Source organism: Streptomyces mirabilis (assembly GCF_039503195.1).
Classification (GTDB): Bacteria; Actinomycetota; Actinomycetes; order Streptomycetales; family Streptomycetaceae; genus Streptomyces; species Streptomyces mirabilis_D.
On the sequence record NZ_JBCJKP010000001.1, the window covers coordinates 6,573,411 to 6,589,036 of the forward strand.

Below are 15,626 nucleotides of genomic sequence, written 5' to 3' on the forward strand. Positions count from 1 at the left end.
CATGACGTCACCCGGAGTCGCGGCCCCCGTCCCCGTCCCCGTGCCCGTCTCCGTCCCCGCTCTCCGACTCCTCCTCGGCCAGCGCCGCGTCCAGGCGGGCCCGTGCGCCCTCCAGCCAGCGGCGGCAGACCTTCGCCAGCTCCTCGCCCCGCTCCCAGAGCGCCAGTGACTCCTCGAGCGTCGTGCCGCCCGCCTCCAGCCGGCGTACGACCTCGATCAGCTCGTCCCGCGCCTGCTCGTACCCGAGCGCCTCGTCCACCTTGCTGGTCATGCGCCCACCCTATGCATCGACTCGTACCGTGAATTCACCCTCGGCGACCCGCGCCCGCAACGCCTCGCCCGCCGCCACCTCGTCCGGATCCCGGACCACATGACCGTCGGCCTTCTGGAGCACCGCATACCCCCGTTGCAGGGTCGCGGCGGGGGAGAGGGCCACCACACGCGCGCGGGTGTGCGTCAGCTCCGAGTCGGCGCGGTCGAGCAGATGACCGAGCGTGCGCCGCCCGCGGTCCAGCAGCGCGGCGACCTGGTCGGCGCGCTCGTCGACCATCCGGTGCGGATCCTCTATCGAGGGCCGGGCCAGCGCGTGCGCGAGCCCGCGCTCCTCCCGGTCGATGAAGGACTGGACGCTCCGCCGCGCCCGGTCCCGCAGGAACCGCACCCGCTCGTACTCCTCCCCGACGTCCGGCACGACCTTCTTGGCCGCGTCCGTCGGCGTGGACGCGCGCAGGTCGGCCACGAAGTCCAGCAACGGGTTGTCGGGCTCGTGCCCGATGGCCGACACGACCGGCGTACGACAGGCCGCGACCGCCCGTACGAGCTGCTCGTCCGAGAACGGCAGCAGATCCTCCACACTGCCGCCGCCGCGCGCCACGATGATCACGTCGACGGCGTCGAGCGCGTCCAGCTCCTTGACGGCCTGCACGACCTGCGGCACCGCGTGCACCCCCTGCACGGGGACGTTGCGCACCTCGAAGCGGACGGCCGGCCAGCGGTGCCGCGCGTTCTCCAGCACGTCCCGCTCGGCCGCGGACGCCCGCCCGCACACCAGTCCGATGAGCTGCGGCAGGAACGGCAGGGCCTTCTTGCGATCGGCCGCGAACAGCCCCTCGCTCGCCAGGGACTTCTTCAACTGCTCGAGTCGTGCGAGGAGTTCCCCCACGCCGACCGGTTTGATCTCGGTGGCCCGCAGCGACAGCTGCCCGCGCGGCGCGTACCACTCAGGTTTCGCCAGGACGACGACGCGGGCGCCCTCGCTCACCACGTCCGCCACCGCCTCGAACACCTGCCGGTAGCAGGTGACGCTCACCGAGATGTCGTACGACGGGTCGCGCAGAGTCAGGAAGACGACGCCCGCGCCGGGGCGCCGCGACAACTGGGTGATCTGTCCCTCGACCCACACCGCGCCGAGCCGGTCGATCCACCCTCCGATGAGCCGCGACACCTCGCCGACGGGCAGCGGGGCGTCCGCGGACGTGTTGAGAGCCATGCGCCCGAGACTAACGGCCCTCACTGACACAGAGCCCGCACCGGTTCTTGGCGCGGAGCGCCAGTGAGGGTGGGCGGGTGGGAGATCGCCGCGGAGCGGCGAGGAAAGGCCCGCGGAGCGACGTGCCGCCGCCACACTCGCGTGCGGCGGCGTGAACGCGGTCAGCGCGCCGATGCCGACCACCGACACCGGGCGGTCGGGCCCGTCGTGCCGGGCCGCCCACACCGCCGCGACCGGCGTGATGACCGCGGCGCACGGCAGCGCGGCCCGCGGCACCCCGGAATCGGTCTTCGACAGCGCCCGCGGACCCGCCGGTCACGGAGGCCATCTTTGACGCGTCGGGCGCGGCCTTACGATGGGTGCCATGACTGCTTCGTCTGGCCGCCGTGTCCTGCTCGCCGCCCCCCGTGGCTACTGCGCGGGCGTGGACCGCGCCGTGATCGCCGTCGAGAAGGCCCTCGAGCAGTACGGGGCCCCGATCTATGTCCGCCACGAGATCGTCCACAACAAGTACGTCGTGCAGACCCTGGAGAAGAAGGGCGCGATCTTCGTCGAGCGGACGGCCGAGGTCCCCGAGGGGTCCATCGTCATGTTCTCGGCGCACGGCGTCGCCCCCGTCGTCCACGACGAGGCCGCGGCCGGCAGGCTCGCCACCATCGACGCGACCTGCCCGCTGGTCACCAAGGTGCACAAGGAAGCCGTCCGGTTCGCGAGCGAGGACTTCGACATCCTGCTGATCGGCCACGAGGGCCACGAGGAGGTCATCGGCACCTCCGGTGAGGCGCCCGACCACATCACCCTCGTGGACGGTCCCGAGGACGTCGCCAAGGTCGAGGTCCGCGACCCGTCCAAGGTCGTCTGGCTCTCCCAGACCACGCTGTCGGTCGACGAGACGATGGAGACGGTCGACGCGCTGAAGGAGAAGTTCCCGCAGCTCATCTCCCCGCCCAGCGACGACATCTGCTACGCCACGCAGAACCGCCAGTTGGCCGTGAAGCGGATGGGGGAGGAAGCGGACCTGGTCATCGTGGTCGGCTCGCGCAACTCCTCCAACTCCGTGCGTCTCGTCGAGGTCGCCAAGCTCGCGGGGGCGCGGGCGGCGTACCTCGTGGACTTCGCCGACGAGATCGAGGAGGGCTGGCTGGAGGGTGTGACGACGGTCGGTGTCACCTCGGGCGCCTCCGTCCCGGAGGTCCTGGTCGAGCAGGTCCTGGAGTGGCTCTCCGCCCGTGGCTTCGAGGACGTCGAGATCGTCAAGGCGGCCGAGGAGTCCATCACCTTCTCGCTGCCCAAGGAGCTGCGCCGGGATCTGCGCGCGGAGGCGGCGGCGCTGGTGGAGCAGCGCACGGCGGCGGGTTCTGCCGCCCCCTCCGAGAAGTGACTGTCTGTCGTACGACGTAGCGTAGGGCCATGCAGATCTTCGGCGTGGACATCGGCGGATCCGGGATCAAGGGTGCCCCTGTGGACCTGGACCGCGGCGAACTGACGGAGGAGCGCTACAAAGTGCTCACTCCCCGTCCGGCGACCCCGGACGCGGTGGCCGACGGCGTGAAGGAGGTCGTCGGTCACTTCGGCTGGACGGGACCCGTCGGCATCACCTTCCCCGGGGTGGTCACCGACGGCGCCACCATTCGTACGGCTGCCAACGTCGACAAGGCGTGGATCGACACCGACGCGCGTGCCCTGCTGAGCGCGCGGCTGGGCGGCCTGCCGGTGACGGTGCTGAACGACGCGGACGCGGCGGGTGTCGCCGAGATGCAGTTCGGCGCCGGGCGCGACCGTCGGGGCACGGTCCTCCTGCTCACCTTCGGTACGGGCATCGGCAGCGCGCTCTTCGCCGACGGCGAGCTGGTGGCGAACACGGAGCTGGGACACCTCGAACTGAACGGCCACGACGCGGAGAAGCGCGCCTCGACCAAGGCGAAGGAGGACCACGAGCTGACCTGGGAGCACTGGGCCCACCGGGTGCAGAAGTACCTCGCCCATGTGGAAATGCTCTTCTCGCCCGAGCTCTTCATCATCGGCGGCGGCGTCAGCCGCAAGGCCGACAAGTTCCTGCCGCTGATCGAGGGCATCAAGGCAGAGATTGTCCCGGCGCAGCTGCAGAACAACGCGGGGATCGTGGGGGCGGCGATGCGGGCGGCGAAGTCCGCGTAAACCCTCCGGGGCGCGCGGGGCGGGGCCGGGAGCCGGCGCCGGTGGGGCCGCGCCCGTCGGGTTAGTCGGCCCCGTCGCGCCCGTCGGCCCCGTTGTGTCCGTCGAGCCGTCGTATCCGTCGCGTCCCTCATGTCCGTCAGACCGGACGGCGGCGCGGCTGGATCTCCGGGCGGGGCCCCCGGGCCGCCCTGCGCTGGGCGGCCCTGCGGGTCATCAGGCGGACCTTCCGTACGGTGGTGATGACCCCCGCGACCAGCGTCCCCCCGTACAGCCATCCCGCCTGGGTCGCCAGCGCGGTGACCAGCCCCATCAGTTCGCCCCCGATACCGCCGCCCCCGTCGGCGACGGGCAGCAGCCCGAACGCGAAGGCGATGGGCACGACGACGGGCGCGGTGACGATGTCTCCCCGTCGCACCCACAACGCGGTCAGCGCGGACACCGGCAGGAACAGCACCCCGTAGACCACCAGCGACGCCTCGAAGAGCAGCTGGTCGAGACAGGCGAGCGCGAACATCGTCGCCCCGCAGAACAGTCCGCCGCCGAGCCCGGTGAGCCGGGGGTTCGGCATCCGCCGTCGCGCTGGAGCGGGTCTGGGAGCAGGCGCGGGTCGCCGCGTGGGGGGCGCACTCCTGCGTACACGGTCGGCGGCGGCGCGCCCGGTCTGGGCGGGAAGAGGTGCGCCGCGTCGCGGTCTGTACTGAGGGGGACGCGTCCTGTGTTGCTCCACTGGACCAACTTAGGTCGGTTTATGTGCGGAATAGCGCCTCAGACACGCCGATGGGCCGACCTTGGCCATGCGTTCGATGCGTCGCCGGTAAGGGACCTCGCACCCCGTAGACTGGTGGATCGGCCCGCGCACCTTCGCGGACCTGTCGCCCACCCTCACGTACGGGAAGTCGCAACGTGTCGCTCACGATCGGAATCGTCGGTCTGCCCAATGTCGGCAAGTCGACCCTGTTCAACGCCCTGACCAAGAACGACGTGCTCGCGGCCAACTACCCGTTCGCCACGATCGAGCCCAATGTGGGCGTGGTCGGTGTCCCCGACGCCCGGCTGACCAAGCTGGCCGAGATCTTCAGCTCGCAGCGCGTGCTTCCGGCGACGGTCGACTTCGTCGACATCGCGGGCATCGTGAAGGGCGCCTCGGAGGGCGAAGGGCTGGGCAACAAGTTCCTCGCGAACATCCGTGAGTCGGACGCGATCTGCCAGGTCATCCGTGCCTTCAAGGACGAGAACGTCGTGCACGTCGACGGCAAGGTCTCGCCCAAGGACGACATCGAGACGATCAACACCGAGCTGATCCTCGCGGACCTCCAGACCATCGAGAAGGTCCTGCCGCGCCTCCAGAAGGAGTCGCGCATCAAGAAGGACATCGCTCCCAAGGTCGCGGCGGTCGAGGCGGCGAAGGACATCCTGGAGAAGGGCGACACGCTCTTCTCGCAGGGCATCGTCCAGGGCTCCGGCAACGAGGAGCTCCTGCACGACCTCCACCTCCTGACCACCAAGCCGTTCCTCTACGTCTTCAACGTGGACGAGGACGAGCTGGTCGACGAGGACTTCAAGGCCGAGCAGCGCACCCTGGTCGCCCCCGCCGAGGCGATCTTCCTCAACGCCAAGCTGGAGGCGGACCTCGCCGAGCTCGACGAGGAGGACGCCATGGAGCTCCTGGAGTCGGTGGGCGCCGAGGAGCCGGGCCTCGCCACCCTCGCCCGCGTCGGCTTCGACACCCTCGGTCTGCAGACCTATCTGACGGCCGGCCCAAGGAATCCCGCGCCTGGACCATCAAGAAGGGCGACACCGCCCCCGAGGCCGCCGGAGTCATCCACACCGACTTCCAGAAGGGCTTCATCAAGGCGGAGGTCATCTCCTTCGAGGACCTCGTCGACACGGGCTCGGTCGCCGAGGCCCGCGCCAAGGGCAAGGCCCGCATGGAGGGCAAGGACTACGTCATGCAGGACGGCGACGTGGTGGAGTTCCGCTTCAACGTGTAGCCGGTGACGTACCGCCACGTTGGCGGCCTGGCAAATCTGCAGGTCCCGAGATCGACCTCGTCGGTACAGACAGTGGGCCGGTGGCTCGGCAGGTCCACTTCGTCGGGTCTGCGGTTCCGGCTGGCCTTCCTGGCACGCGCGATCCCGCTCATCGAGCGTGGCCGCGGTGACGTGGCGCTGGAACGACTATGACGCCTTGGTGCGTGACATGCTCGCCGTCCCCGGCACCGCGACCCCGCCCGAGCCGTGAGACCGTCAACGAGATGATCGACCTTCCTGGCCGATGACGTAGGGGCTCGCCTCCGTCGGCGTACCCGGAGCCGGGCCGGGCTGTCGGTGGTGGGCAGTAAGGTCGGGCCGGTGGGGAAACGTGAGCGGAGTCTGCTCGCCGAGGGCGTCGGACTGCACGAGGCCGCGCGGGGTGTGCTCGCCGATCACGCCCGCGCGCTCGACGCGGTGCGCGCGGCGCTGGCCCCGATCCACGCCGAACTCGTCGGCAAGGAGCTGGAGTCCATCCCCGTCTCCCGGCTGAAGGACGTCACCGAGGGGCGGCTGCGGCTCGGAGCGCTGGAGACGGCCGGGTTCGCGTCGGTGCGGGCGGTGTACGAGGCGGGGCGGTACGAGCTGCGCCGGCTGCCCGGGGTGGGCGCGCAGACCGCCGACCGTGCCCTCGCGGCGGCCCGGCAGCTCGCGAGGGCGGTGGAGGAGACCGTCTCCGTACGGATGGACGTCGACCGGCCCGAGCCCCGCACGACCGCCCTGGTGATCGCGCTGCGCACCCTCGTCGAGGCCGGTCCCGAGCTGCGCCGGGCCGTGGACGCGGCGACGCGGCTCGACGAGCGGCTCGGGGCGCTGCTGCCCGCGGCCAGGCCCGCCGGCGGACGGCTGGGGATGGTGCTCGCGGGGCGGGAGCGCCGACGGAGCGCGCTCGGCGCGGTCGCCGAACTGCGCGAGCTGACCGCCGACGCCGGCGCCCGTGAGGTACGCCTGCTGCTCGCGCAGGCCTCGACCGACCTGCTGCGGACGCCCGCCTCCGAGATCGAGGCGTGGGTCGACTTCGAGTTGCGTTCCGCGGAGTACTACAGCCAGCTCGCGGAGGTCTGCGAGCACCGTTCGGACGTGGCGGCCGTCGAGGGCTTCCTGCCCTCGGAGGTCGCCGAGCGGGTGCACGCCCAGACGCTGGACGACACCCGGCGCCGGGTCTCGTTGCGCGGCTACCAGGACTTCGGCGCCCGGTTCGCGCTCGCCCAGCGCCGGGTCGTCCTCGGCGACGAGATGGGGCTCGGCAAGACCGTGCAGGCCATCGCCGTACTCGCGCATCTCGCGGCGGACGGACACAGCCACTTCCTGGTCGTCTGCCCGGCCAGCGTACTGATCAACTGGACGCGCGAGATCGGCGCGCGCAGCACACTGCGGGCCCTGCCGGTGCACGGCGCGGAGCGGCTGGACGCCTACGAGGAGTGGCGGGAGCGCGGGGGCGTCGCGATCACCACGTACGACATGCTGCACCGGCTGCCCGCCCCGGACGGCGAGGGCACGAAGCCGGGGATGGTGGTCGTCGACGAGGCGCACTACGTGAAGAATCCGGACACCCGCCGCTCCCGGGCGGTCGCGGCCTGGACAGGGCACTGCGAGCGCGTCCTGTTCCTCACCGGGACGCCCATGGAGAACCGGGTCGAGGAGTTCCGCACCCTCGTCCGCTACCTCCAGCCGGCCCTCCTCCCCGCGATACGGCACACCACCGCGGCCGCCGGCCCGCACGCCTTCCGCAAGTCCGTCGCCCCCGCCTATCTGCGCCGCAACCAGCGCGACGTCCTCACCGAACTGCCCGCGCTGGTGGAGGTCGACGAGTGGGAGGAGTTCAGCGCCGCGGACCGGGAGGCGTACCTCAAAGCGGTCGCGGACGGAAACTTCATGGCGATGCGCCGGGCCGCGTACGCCGACGCGGAGAAGTCCGCGAAGCTGGGACGACTGCGCGAACTGGTGGCCGAAGCGGCGGAGAACGGCCTGAAGGTGGTGGTGTTCTCCTACTTCCGCGATGTGCTGGCACTGGTCCGACAAGCCTTGGGAGAGGGCGTGTTCGGGCCGGTCTCCGGTGCCGTGCCCGCCGCGCGCCGGCAGCGTCTCGTCGACGACTTCACGGCCGCTCCCGGCCACGCGGTCCTCCTCTGCCAGATCGAGGCCGCCGGTATCGGCCTCAACCTTCAGGCCGCGTCCGTGGTCGTCCTGTGCGAACCGCAGGTCAAGCCCACCATGGAACACCAGGCCGTGGCCCGCGCCCACCGGATGGGCCAGGTCCGCCCCGTCCAGGTGCACCGCCTCCTCGCCACCGACAGCGTCGACCAGCGCCTGCTGCACATCCTCAAGAACAAGACCCGCCTCTTCGACGCCTACGCCCGCCGCAGCGACACCGCCGAGCAGAGCCCGGACGCGGTCGACGTCTCCGACAGCGCCCTCGCCCGCCGCATCGTGGAGGAGGAGCACATACGACTGGCGGGCGTCGTGGGGCCTGGGCAGGGTGGTGCGCGGCAGCCCTGAGGGACATGTCTTTCGACGGCCGGCCCCGCGCCTACCCCCGGGCCAGTCCCGTCTTCACGCCCGCCCCGCACAACGGCACCACCGCCGTACGTCCTGCGAGCACCCCCTCCCGTACCGCCGCCCAGCACGCCACTCCCGTCGACTCGACGTACAGACCCCGTGACGCCAAGTCCCTCTGGGCGTGGCGGATCTGGTCCTCCGTCACCGTGAGGAACGTGCCACCGGAGTCGCGTACGGCGCGCAGGATCTGGCGGGCCCGGGGCGGGCGCGGGATGGCGATGCCCTCGGCGAAGGTGGGGGCCGAAGGGGTGACGCCGACCAGGTCGTCCGCGCCCTCGGCCCAGGCGTGCGCGAGCGGCGCCACCGCGGCGGCCTGGACGGCGTACAGCGCGGGCCGCCGGTCGATGAGCCCCGCCCCGTGCAGCTCGGCGACGGCGAGGGCGGCACCGAGGAGCAGGGTGCCGTTGCCGACGGGGACGACGATCACGTCGGGCAGGCGCCCGCCCAGGTCCTCCCAGAGCTCGTGCACGTACGTCTTCGTACCGTGCAGGAAGTAGGGGTTGAAGACGTGCGAGGCGTAGAAGGTGCCCGGGAGGTCCGCGGCCTCGCGCGCCGTCCGCGCCGTCGCCTCCCGGTCCCCGTCCACGAGGTGCACCCGCGCCCCGTGCGCCTCGATCTGCTCCAGCTTCTTCGGCGAGGTGTCCTCGGGGACGTACACCGTGCAGGGCAGCGCGGCCCGCGCGCAGTACGCGGCGATCGCCGTCCCCGCGTTTCCGCTGCTGTCCGCGATCACCAGCCGTGGGCCCAGCCGCAGTGCCAGCTCGGCCAGCAGGACGGCGCCGCGGTCCTTGAAGGACAGGGTCGGCATCAGGAAGTCCAGCTTGGCCGAGATGCCCCCGCGCAGTTCCACCAGCGGGGTGCGGCCCTCGCCCAGGCTGACCGTGGGCGCCGCGAGCGGCAGGCACTCCGTGTACCGCCACAGTGAGTTCATCCGCCCGGTCAGGGAGGTGAGGGGCGCGGGGGTCGGTGCGAAGTCCAGGTCGAGCGGGCCGCGGCAGACCGGGCAGCACCAGTCGAGCGAGCCACCGGGGACGCGCGTACCGTCCGCCGGGCAGAAGCGATCCGGCAAAGGTGTCATGTGCGCAGGCTATGCGTGCGCCTCGACGTCCTCGGGGAACCGCTCCGGGTCCGTGACCCACCCCGCCGCGAGGACGAGCCGCGAGGTGCGCTGCAGGGCGAGCAAGCCGAAGGGTGGTGGACGAAGGCGGCGGTCGCCACGGACGCGGACGTCTTCTCCGCCCCCTACAAGAAGGGCCTGAAGCTCATCGACCCGAGGAGGACGGTCACCGCACGCAAGGTTCTGGGCCCCACCACCACCCCGCTGTCGAACGGCGGGGGCGGGGGCAGTCGGGGCAACGGGGGAAGCGGTGGCGCTCTGGAGGTGTGACGCGGGCTACAGCGGGGAGAAAGTGCCTGGGTAAAGCCCACGGCGGGGATTAGTAATCACATCGAGTGATTCTTTGGCCTTCGCTTGCATGGCACAACCCACGGTTGCCAGGCTGTAGCTGTCTGTACAACCTGATGGGAGCGGCCAGTGACTTTCGGTGAGCAGCCGGCGTATCTGCGTGTCGCGGGTGATCTCCGCAAGAAGATCGTCGACGGTTCGCTGCCACCGCACACCCGCCTCCCCTCCCAGGCCAGGATCCGCGAGGAGTACGGCGTCTCGGACACGGTCGCCCTGGAAGCGCGCAAGGTGCTGATGGCCGAAGGGCTGGTCGAGGGCCGCTCCGGCTCGGGGACGTATGTGCGGGAGCGGCCGGTGCCGCGCCGGGTCGCCCGCTCCGGGTACCGCCCGGACAGTGGAGCGACCCCTTTCCGCCAGGAGCAGGCCGACCTGGCCGTGCGCGGCACCTGGGAGTCGCACAGCGAACAGGCCGAGGCGAGCGGGGCGATCGCCGAGCGCCTCTCGATCCGGCCCGGCGACCGCGTGATGTGCACGAACTACGTCTTCCGGGACGCCGGCGAGGCGATGATGCTCTCCACCTCCTGGGAGCCTCTCGCCGTCACGGGCCGCACCCCGGTGATGCTCCCCGAAGAAGGTCCGCTCGGGGGCATGGGCGTCGTCGAGCGGATGGCGGCCATCGACGTGATCGTGGACAACGTGACGGAGGAAGTGGGCGCCCGCCCCGGCCTCGCCGAGGAACTCCTCGCGCTCGGCGGTGTCCCCGGACACGTGGTCGTCGTCATCCAGCGGACGTACTTCGCCTCGGGGCGCCCGGTGGAGACGGCCGACGTCGTCGTACCGGCGGACCGGTATCGCATCGCGTACCACCTGCCCGTGAAGTAGACGCAGGAGTTCACGGGCGGTCGGCGTCCGCCGGGTGGGGACCCCTCGTTCCCGGGCGAGCCGACCGCCAAGTGCCCCGCGTGCAGCGTCAGTTGCAATCTGGCCTTTCTCAAATGCCCGGCCCGGAGCGGAGTTCGCGCTGCCTGACGGGCGCACGGAGGGCGCTCGACGGCGCGTTCGTACCCGTGCGCCCCCTCCGTCTTGGCTGGTTGCGTACCTCTTTGTGTAAAGGCGTATTCGCTGCGTGAAGGTTAGGCGTAGGCTCGGGCATATGCGGATTGCGGTTTCGTTAGGGTGCGGGGCACGGCGCGGGCCGGGGGCGGGAAGTGGAGGGGCTCGATGAACGACGGCACGATCACTCTTCCCTGGCTCGTCATACGGCAGGACGACAACGGCAATCGCTACCGCGTCGGCAGGTACGCGACCAGGGCCGAGGCCCAGAAGATCGCGGACAGCCTCGACGACCGCGGCCACAAGCAGCTCTACTGGGTCGAGCGGATCGCGCAGAACGGATCCAAGTGACGGTGTGAGGGCCCCGGCTTCGACGGTCCGACGTCCTGCTCCGTGTCCGGCGCGCCCTGCCGTAGGCTCCGGCGCATGGACGAAACGATCGTGGTGGTGGGCGGCGCCCTGCTGCACGACGGACGCCTCCTCGCCGCGCGCCGCAGCGCGCCCCCCGAACTGGCCGGGCGCTGGGAGCTGCCCGGCGGCAAGGTGGAACCGGGCGAGGCCCCCGAAGCCGCCCTCGTACGCGAACTGCGCGAGGAACTCGGCGTCACGGCGGAGTCCGTCGAGCGCGTCCCGGGGGAGTGGCCCCTGCGGACGCCGTACGTCCTGCGTGTGTGGACCGCGCGGCTGCTCCCGGGCTCGGCCGCCCCCACGCCCCTCGAGGATCACGACGACCTGCGCTGGCTGAGTCCGGACGAGCTCTGGGACGTGGCCTGGCTGGACCAGGACGTCCCCGCCGTGAAGGCGGTGCTGCGGCGCTGGGACGGCCAGGACCTGTCCTAGGCGCCGGCGGGCCGCGGGGTCGGGTGCCGTGCACCGACTCCTCTCTTTGGGTGACACCGGTGACGTACGGGGTGCGGGCGCGGGTGCCGGTGCGCGGCGCTGTGTGTACGGCTTTCGGGAGCGGGAGGGCGCGAGCCGTGTCCGCGGCTCGAAGTCCCGTACGCCGTTCGTGCCACAGTGCGCCCGCATGTGCGGTAAAGCGTCCCGGATATCGGGTATGTGCCCATTAACCCCACGAAACCGGACATGGGTGGGTTCCTGGCCTGGGAAGTGATCGGCGTGATCGACACCGAAGGCGACTGCGCCGAGTGGAGCTTTCCCGCGGAGCCCGGTGCCGTCCGTACCGCCCGTGCCGTCGTCCGGGGCCAGCTGCGCACCTGGGGGCTGGATTCCCTCGGTGATGTGACCGCGCTGCTGGTCAGTGAGCTGGTGACCAACGCGCTGCGGCATGCCGCCGGCCCCATCGGTGTCCGTCTGGTCAGGCCCGGGGGACTGTCGGGCGCTCTCCTCGTGGAGGTCTCCGACCCGTTGCCCGACCCGCCCCGTGAGCGGTCCGCCGACGAGGACGACGAGAGTGGTCGAGGACTGCAACTGGTGGCGGGGTCGTCGCGGCGTTGGGGTACCCGGCCCGGGGACACTGGAAAGACGGTGTGGTTCGAACTGGGGGTGCCCGGTTGAGGGTGCCGGCGATGGCCGGTTGGGGGTGTGGACGGTACCTGGTCGAGGGTGTGGACGGTGCCCGGCTGAGGGTGCGTCGGCTGTCGTGCTGAGGGTGTGTCGGGCGGAGGGTGGGGCGACCGATCGGTTCAGGCCACCAGAGTTGTCCGGAGTCTTTGATTCGATGGGGCGCCACCTGGTTAGAAGACTGGGAGTATGTCGCGGCCGGTCCAAAAACCATCGGGACCGTGCTGTGATCGTGAACACCGTGTTGTGCGGCGCCGTAGTGCTGGATACTGCGGGCAGCCGCCCCCGGTGACCGGTGCCGGACGCGGTGAGCTGGAGGGGACGGTTCGCGTGAGCGAGATACCAGCGAAGGCCACGGAGTCCGAGGACCCGTCGGACGGCGCGAGGGCGGGGGCCGCGGGCGATTCCGCCGTGGCCGGAGCGACGGGCGGGGCGACGGGCGACGCCATGACCCGACCGCGGGGCGACGCGAGAACCGAGCCGACGAACACACCATGGGGCGGCGCACCCTCCGGACCGAGCGACGCCGCGAGGCACCGGACGGCGGGCGCCTCGACGGGTTCCCGGGCGGGCGATCCGACGGACTCCGGCACGGACGCGGGCGCGGACAACGGCGTGGACATCGACCGGGCCACGGCCGTGTCGCCTGGTGGACCGCAGGGCGGAGCATCCGTCCTACCACCAGGCGAACCGTCCGACGTACCGCCCGTCGAACCGTCCGGCGAGCCCATGGGCGACGCGATGTGGCAGAGCAGCCCGCCCGGTTCGATCTACGACTACATCAAGGTCGCCTCGTTCTCCATCGGCGCCGACGGCCTCGTCGACCAGTGGAGCCTGCGTGCCGAGCAGCTCTTCGGTATATCCCCCGAGCGCGCCCTCGGCATGGACCCCATCGAGGCGTTCTTCGAACCCGACCAGCGCGAGCGCGGCCAGCGCAAGATGGCGGAGATCCTGGACGGCCGCGAGTGGACCGGTGTGGTCCCCTTCCGCATGCCGGCCGACGAGGACGGCGAGCCGGGCGCCGAGGGCCTCGCCGAGGTCTATGTGATGCCCACCACGACGGAGGACGGCGAGCGGGCCGCCGTGTGCATCGTCGTGGACGTCCGCACCCTCCGCAGCATCGAGACGGACCTCGCCGCCTCGCAGGCGATTTTCGGTCAATCTCCGTTCGGCTTCCTGCTCATCGACACGGATCTGCGGGTCCGGCGCGCCAACAAGCGGTTCGCCTCGGTGTTCGGCGGAAACGTGGAGAGCCACCGTGGCCGTACGGTCCACGACTATCTGCCGCGTTCCGAGGGCGATCGGGTCGCCGCGACGCTGCGCCGCGTCCTCGAAACCGGCGACTCCATCACGGACATGCACGTCACCGGTTTCATACCCGGCTCCGACGAGCGTCGGCACTGGTCGATCAACCTCTACCGCGTACACAGCGGTACCGGCCGCCCCATCGGTATCGCCTGGCTCGGAACCGACATCACCAGCCGACGGGCCGCGGCCCGGGAAGCGGCCGCCGCCCGGCGCAATCTCGCTCTTCTGAACGAGGCGGGCGCCCGCATCGGCAACTCCCTCGACCTGGAGACCACCGCGCGCGAACTCCTCGACGTCGTCGTGCCCGGTTTCTGCGACCTCGCCACCGTCGACCTGTACCAGGGCCTGCTGGCGGGCGACGAGACCCCGCGGGCGCTCGCCGACGGCAGCGCGGAGCTGCGTCGGGTCGCCTTCGCCAGCGCCGTGTCCGACGCGCCGTTCATCGGCGGACCGGCCCCCGTGGCCGTGGGCGCCGTCCACCACTACCCGTTCAACTCGCCCTGCGCGGACGCCCTGCGCACCGCCCGCCCCCAGCACGTCCCCGCCGAGGACGGCGGGCTCATCCAGTCCACGCTGGCGGTCCCGATGGTCGCCCACGACACGGTGGTCGGCCTCGCCCAGTTCTCCCGTACGAAGGGCAGCGAGCCCTTCGGCGACCGCGACCGGGCGCTGGCGGTGGAACTCGCGGCGCGGGCCGCGGTCTGCATCGACAACGCCCGCCTGTACCGCCGCGAGCACGAACGCGCGCTGATCCTGCAGCGCTCGCTCCTCCCGCCGGGCGACCCGGAGGCCTCCGGTCTGGACATCGCGTGTCGCTATCTGCCCGGCAACGCGGCCACCGAGGTCGGCGGCGACTGGTTCGACGTCATCGAGCTCCCCGGTCACCGCACGGCGTTGGTCGTCGGCGACGTCATGGGGCGCGGTCTGCGGGCGGCGGTCGCCATGGGCGAACTGCGCACCGCGGTGCGCACCCTGGCCCTCCTCGACCTCGAACCCGCCGAAGTCCTCTCGGCGTTGGACGAGATCGCTCGCGGCCTCGGCACCCCCGGCGGAGTCCAGCAGGCCACCCGCGCGGCCCGCCAGCCCCGCGACGCCGACCTCTCCGAGGTGTACCTGGCGACCTGTGTGTACGCGGTGTACGACTCCGTGACCCGCCGCTGCACCTTCGCCAACGCGGGCCATCTGCCGCCGGTGCTGGTCGAACCCGGCGAGAGCGCGCTGATGCTCGACGTGCCGCCGGGCATGCCGCTCGGGGTGGGCGGCGAGCCCTTCGAGGAGGTGGAGGTCGAACTACCCGAAGGCGCACTGTTGGCGCTCTACACGGATGGACTGGTCGAATCGCGCGATCACCCCCTCGACGAGGGTCTGCAGGCCTTCGTCGGCGCGCTCACCGACCCCTCCCGCCCCCTGGAGGACGTGTGCGACCACGTCCTCAACACCCTCGACACCCACCACGGCGAGGACGACATCGCGCTGCTGATGGCTCGCGTCCAGGGGCTGCCCGCCGATTCCGTCGGCGACTGGACGCTGCCGCGCGAGCCGCGCAGTGTGGGGCGGGCCCGTGAGTACGCGCGCACCCAGCTCACCGCCTGGGACCTGGAGCCGCTCGTCGACACCGCCGAGCTCCTGGTCAGCGAACTCGTCACCAACGCGCTGCGCTACGGCGAGGGTGAGATCAGGCTGCGCCTGCTGCTGGACCGGACCCTCGTGTGCGAGGTGTGGGACGCGGGCCTCGTCCAGCCGCGCCGGCGCCGCGCCCGCGACACGGACGAGGGGGGCCGGGGGCTGCAGCTCGTCGGTCTGCTCTCCGCCTCATGGGGTTCGCGGCGGACGCCGCGCGGCAAGACGGTCTGGTTCGAACTCCCGCTCCCGGACGGCGGCACGCCCCTCACGGATCCGGCGGAGGCGTTGCTGAGCCTGTTCTGACGGCACAGTTCCCCCGCGCCCCCTGGGCGGGGCTTCGCCCCGGTTCCCCGCCCGGCCGGTGGTTCCTCGGCTGCGCGCCGGTGGGGGCTGGTCGCGCAACTCCCCGAGCCCCCAAAAAAGGCAAAAGGCCGCCGCGCCCCTAAAAGGGCCGCCGCGCTCCTAAAAGCCGCCGCGC

Annotated in this window: 14 protein-coding genes and 1 pseudogene; 11 read left to right on the forward strand and 4 right to left on the reverse strand. The window is 71.6% G+C overall.

Annotated features, from left to right (window positions below; all coding sequences use genetic code 11):
- Nucleotides 1-7: 7 nt before the first annotated feature.
- Together AAFF41_RS30390 and xseA are read right to left on the reverse strand one after the other, a co-directional pair.
- Complete coding sequence (locus AAFF41_RS30390; protein WP_319746685.1) at nucleotides 8-271, reverse strand: exodeoxyribonuclease VII small subunit; 264 nt, start codon at nucleotides 269-271, stop codon at nucleotides 8-10.
- Between the two features lie 9 nt (nucleotides 272-280).
- Nucleotides 281-1,489 carry an exodeoxyribonuclease VII large subunit gene (gene xseA, locus AAFF41_RS30395; protein WP_343324937.1) on the reverse strand — a complete coding sequence of 403 codons (1,209 nt, stop codon included), beginning with the start codon at nucleotides 1,487-1,489 and terminating at the stop codon, nucleotides 281-283.
- Nucleotides 1,490-1,640: 151 nt separating this feature from the next.
- Between xseA and AAFF41_RS30400 the strand changes: the two genes are divergently transcribed.
- From AAFF41_RS30400 to ppgK, 3 genes are read left to right on the forward strand one after another with little or no spacing between them, the layout of a single operon-like run.
- A complete protein-coding gene (locus AAFF41_RS30400; RefSeq protein ID WP_319746681.1) occupies nucleotides 1,641-1,823 on the forward strand; it encodes a hypothetical protein in 183 nt (60 codons plus the stop codon).
- A gap of 21 nt (nucleotides 1,824-1,844) precedes the next feature.
- Nucleotides 1,845-2,870, forward strand: coding sequence for a 4-hydroxy-3-methylbut-2-enyl diphosphate reductase (locus tag AAFF41_RS30405; RefSeq protein WP_319746679.1), 1,026 nt, complete (start codon nucleotides 1,845-1,847; stop codon nucleotides 2,868-2,870).
- Between the two features lie 29 nt (nucleotides 2,871-2,899).
- Nucleotides 2,900-3,646, forward strand: a complete 747-nt coding sequence (gene ppgK, locus AAFF41_RS30410; RefSeq protein ID WP_343324938.1) for a polyphosphate--glucose phosphotransferase — start codon at nucleotides 2,900-2,902, stop codon at nucleotides 3,644-3,646.
- 136 nt (nucleotides 3,647-3,782) lie between these two features.
- Here ppgK and AAFF41_RS30415 read toward each other — a convergent pair whose 3' ends face one another.
- Nucleotides 3,783-4,214: a DUF6542 domain-containing protein gene (locus tag AAFF41_RS30415; protein WP_319746674.1), complete on the reverse strand. Its 432-nt coding sequence runs from the start codon at nucleotides 4,212-4,214 to the stop codon at nucleotides 3,783-3,785.
- A gap of 335 nt (nucleotides 4,215-4,549) precedes the next feature.
- Between AAFF41_RS30415 and ychF the strand changes: the two are divergent.
- Both ychF and AAFF41_RS30425 read left to right on the forward strand, forming a co-directional pair.
- Nucleotides 4,550-5,637, forward strand: a pseudogene (ychF, locus tag AAFF41_RS30420) (redox-regulated ATPase YchF).
- 360 nt (nucleotides 5,638-5,997) lie between these two features.
- Complete coding sequence (locus AAFF41_RS30425) at nucleotides 5,998-8,175, forward strand: DEAD/DEAH box helicase (RefSeq protein ID WP_343324939.1); 2,178 nt, start codon at nucleotides 5,998-6,000, stop codon at nucleotides 8,173-8,175.
- Between the two features lie 31 nt (nucleotides 8,176-8,206).
- Here AAFF41_RS30425 and AAFF41_RS30430 read toward each other — a convergent pair whose 3' ends face one another.
- Nucleotides 8,207-9,313 (reverse strand): pyridoxal-phosphate dependent enzyme, encoded by a 1,107-nt coding sequence (locus tag AAFF41_RS30430; protein ID WP_319746669.1) that lies wholly within the window; start codon nucleotides 9,311-9,313, stop codon nucleotides 8,207-8,209.
- Between AAFF41_RS30430 and AAFF41_RS30435 the strand changes: the two genes are divergently transcribed.
- The 6 genes from AAFF41_RS30435 to AAFF41_RS30460 all read left to right on the forward strand — a co-directional run bounded on the left by AAFF41_RS30435 (nucleotide 9,314) and on the right by AAFF41_RS30460 (nucleotide 15,451).
- On the forward strand, nucleotides 9,314-9,622 hold the full coding sequence (locus tag AAFF41_RS30435; RefSeq protein ID WP_343324940.1) for a hypothetical protein: 309 nt from the start codon (nucleotides 9,314-9,316) through the stop codon (nucleotides 9,620-9,622). It abuts the gene before it with no gap.
- 147 nt (nucleotides 9,623-9,769) lie between these two features.
- Nucleotides 9,770-10,522 carry a GntR family transcriptional regulator gene (locus tag AAFF41_RS30440; protein WP_054228262.1) on the forward strand — a complete coding sequence of 251 codons (753 nt, stop codon included), beginning with the start codon at nucleotides 9,770-9,772 and terminating at the stop codon, nucleotides 10,520-10,522.
- A gap of 339 nt (nucleotides 10,523-10,861) precedes the next feature.
- A complete protein-coding gene (locus tag AAFF41_RS30445; RefSeq protein ID WP_054228261.1) occupies nucleotides 10,862-11,044 on the forward strand; it encodes an SPOR domain-containing protein in 183 nt (60 codons plus the stop codon).
- A gap of 75 nt (nucleotides 11,045-11,119) precedes the next feature.
- The gene (locus tag AAFF41_RS30450; protein WP_319746665.1) at nucleotides 11,120-11,533 is read left to right on the forward strand and encodes a (deoxy)nucleoside triphosphate pyrophosphohydrolase; all 414 of its coding nucleotides are present in this window, start codon (nucleotides 11,120-11,122) and stop codon (nucleotides 11,531-11,533) included.
- Nucleotides 11,534-11,779: 246 nt separating this feature from the next.
- Complete coding sequence (locus AAFF41_RS30455; protein WP_319746662.1) at nucleotides 11,780-12,211, forward strand: ATP-binding protein; 432 nt, start codon at nucleotides 11,780-11,782, stop codon at nucleotides 12,209-12,211.
- Between the two features lie 336 nt (nucleotides 12,212-12,547).
- The gene (locus tag AAFF41_RS30460; protein WP_319746660.1) at nucleotides 12,548-15,451 is read left to right on the forward strand and encodes a SpoIIE family protein phosphatase; all 2,904 of its coding nucleotides are present in this window, start codon (nucleotides 12,548-12,550) and stop codon (nucleotides 15,449-15,451) included.
- The last annotated feature ends 175 nt before the right edge of the window (nucleotides 15,452-15,626 follow it).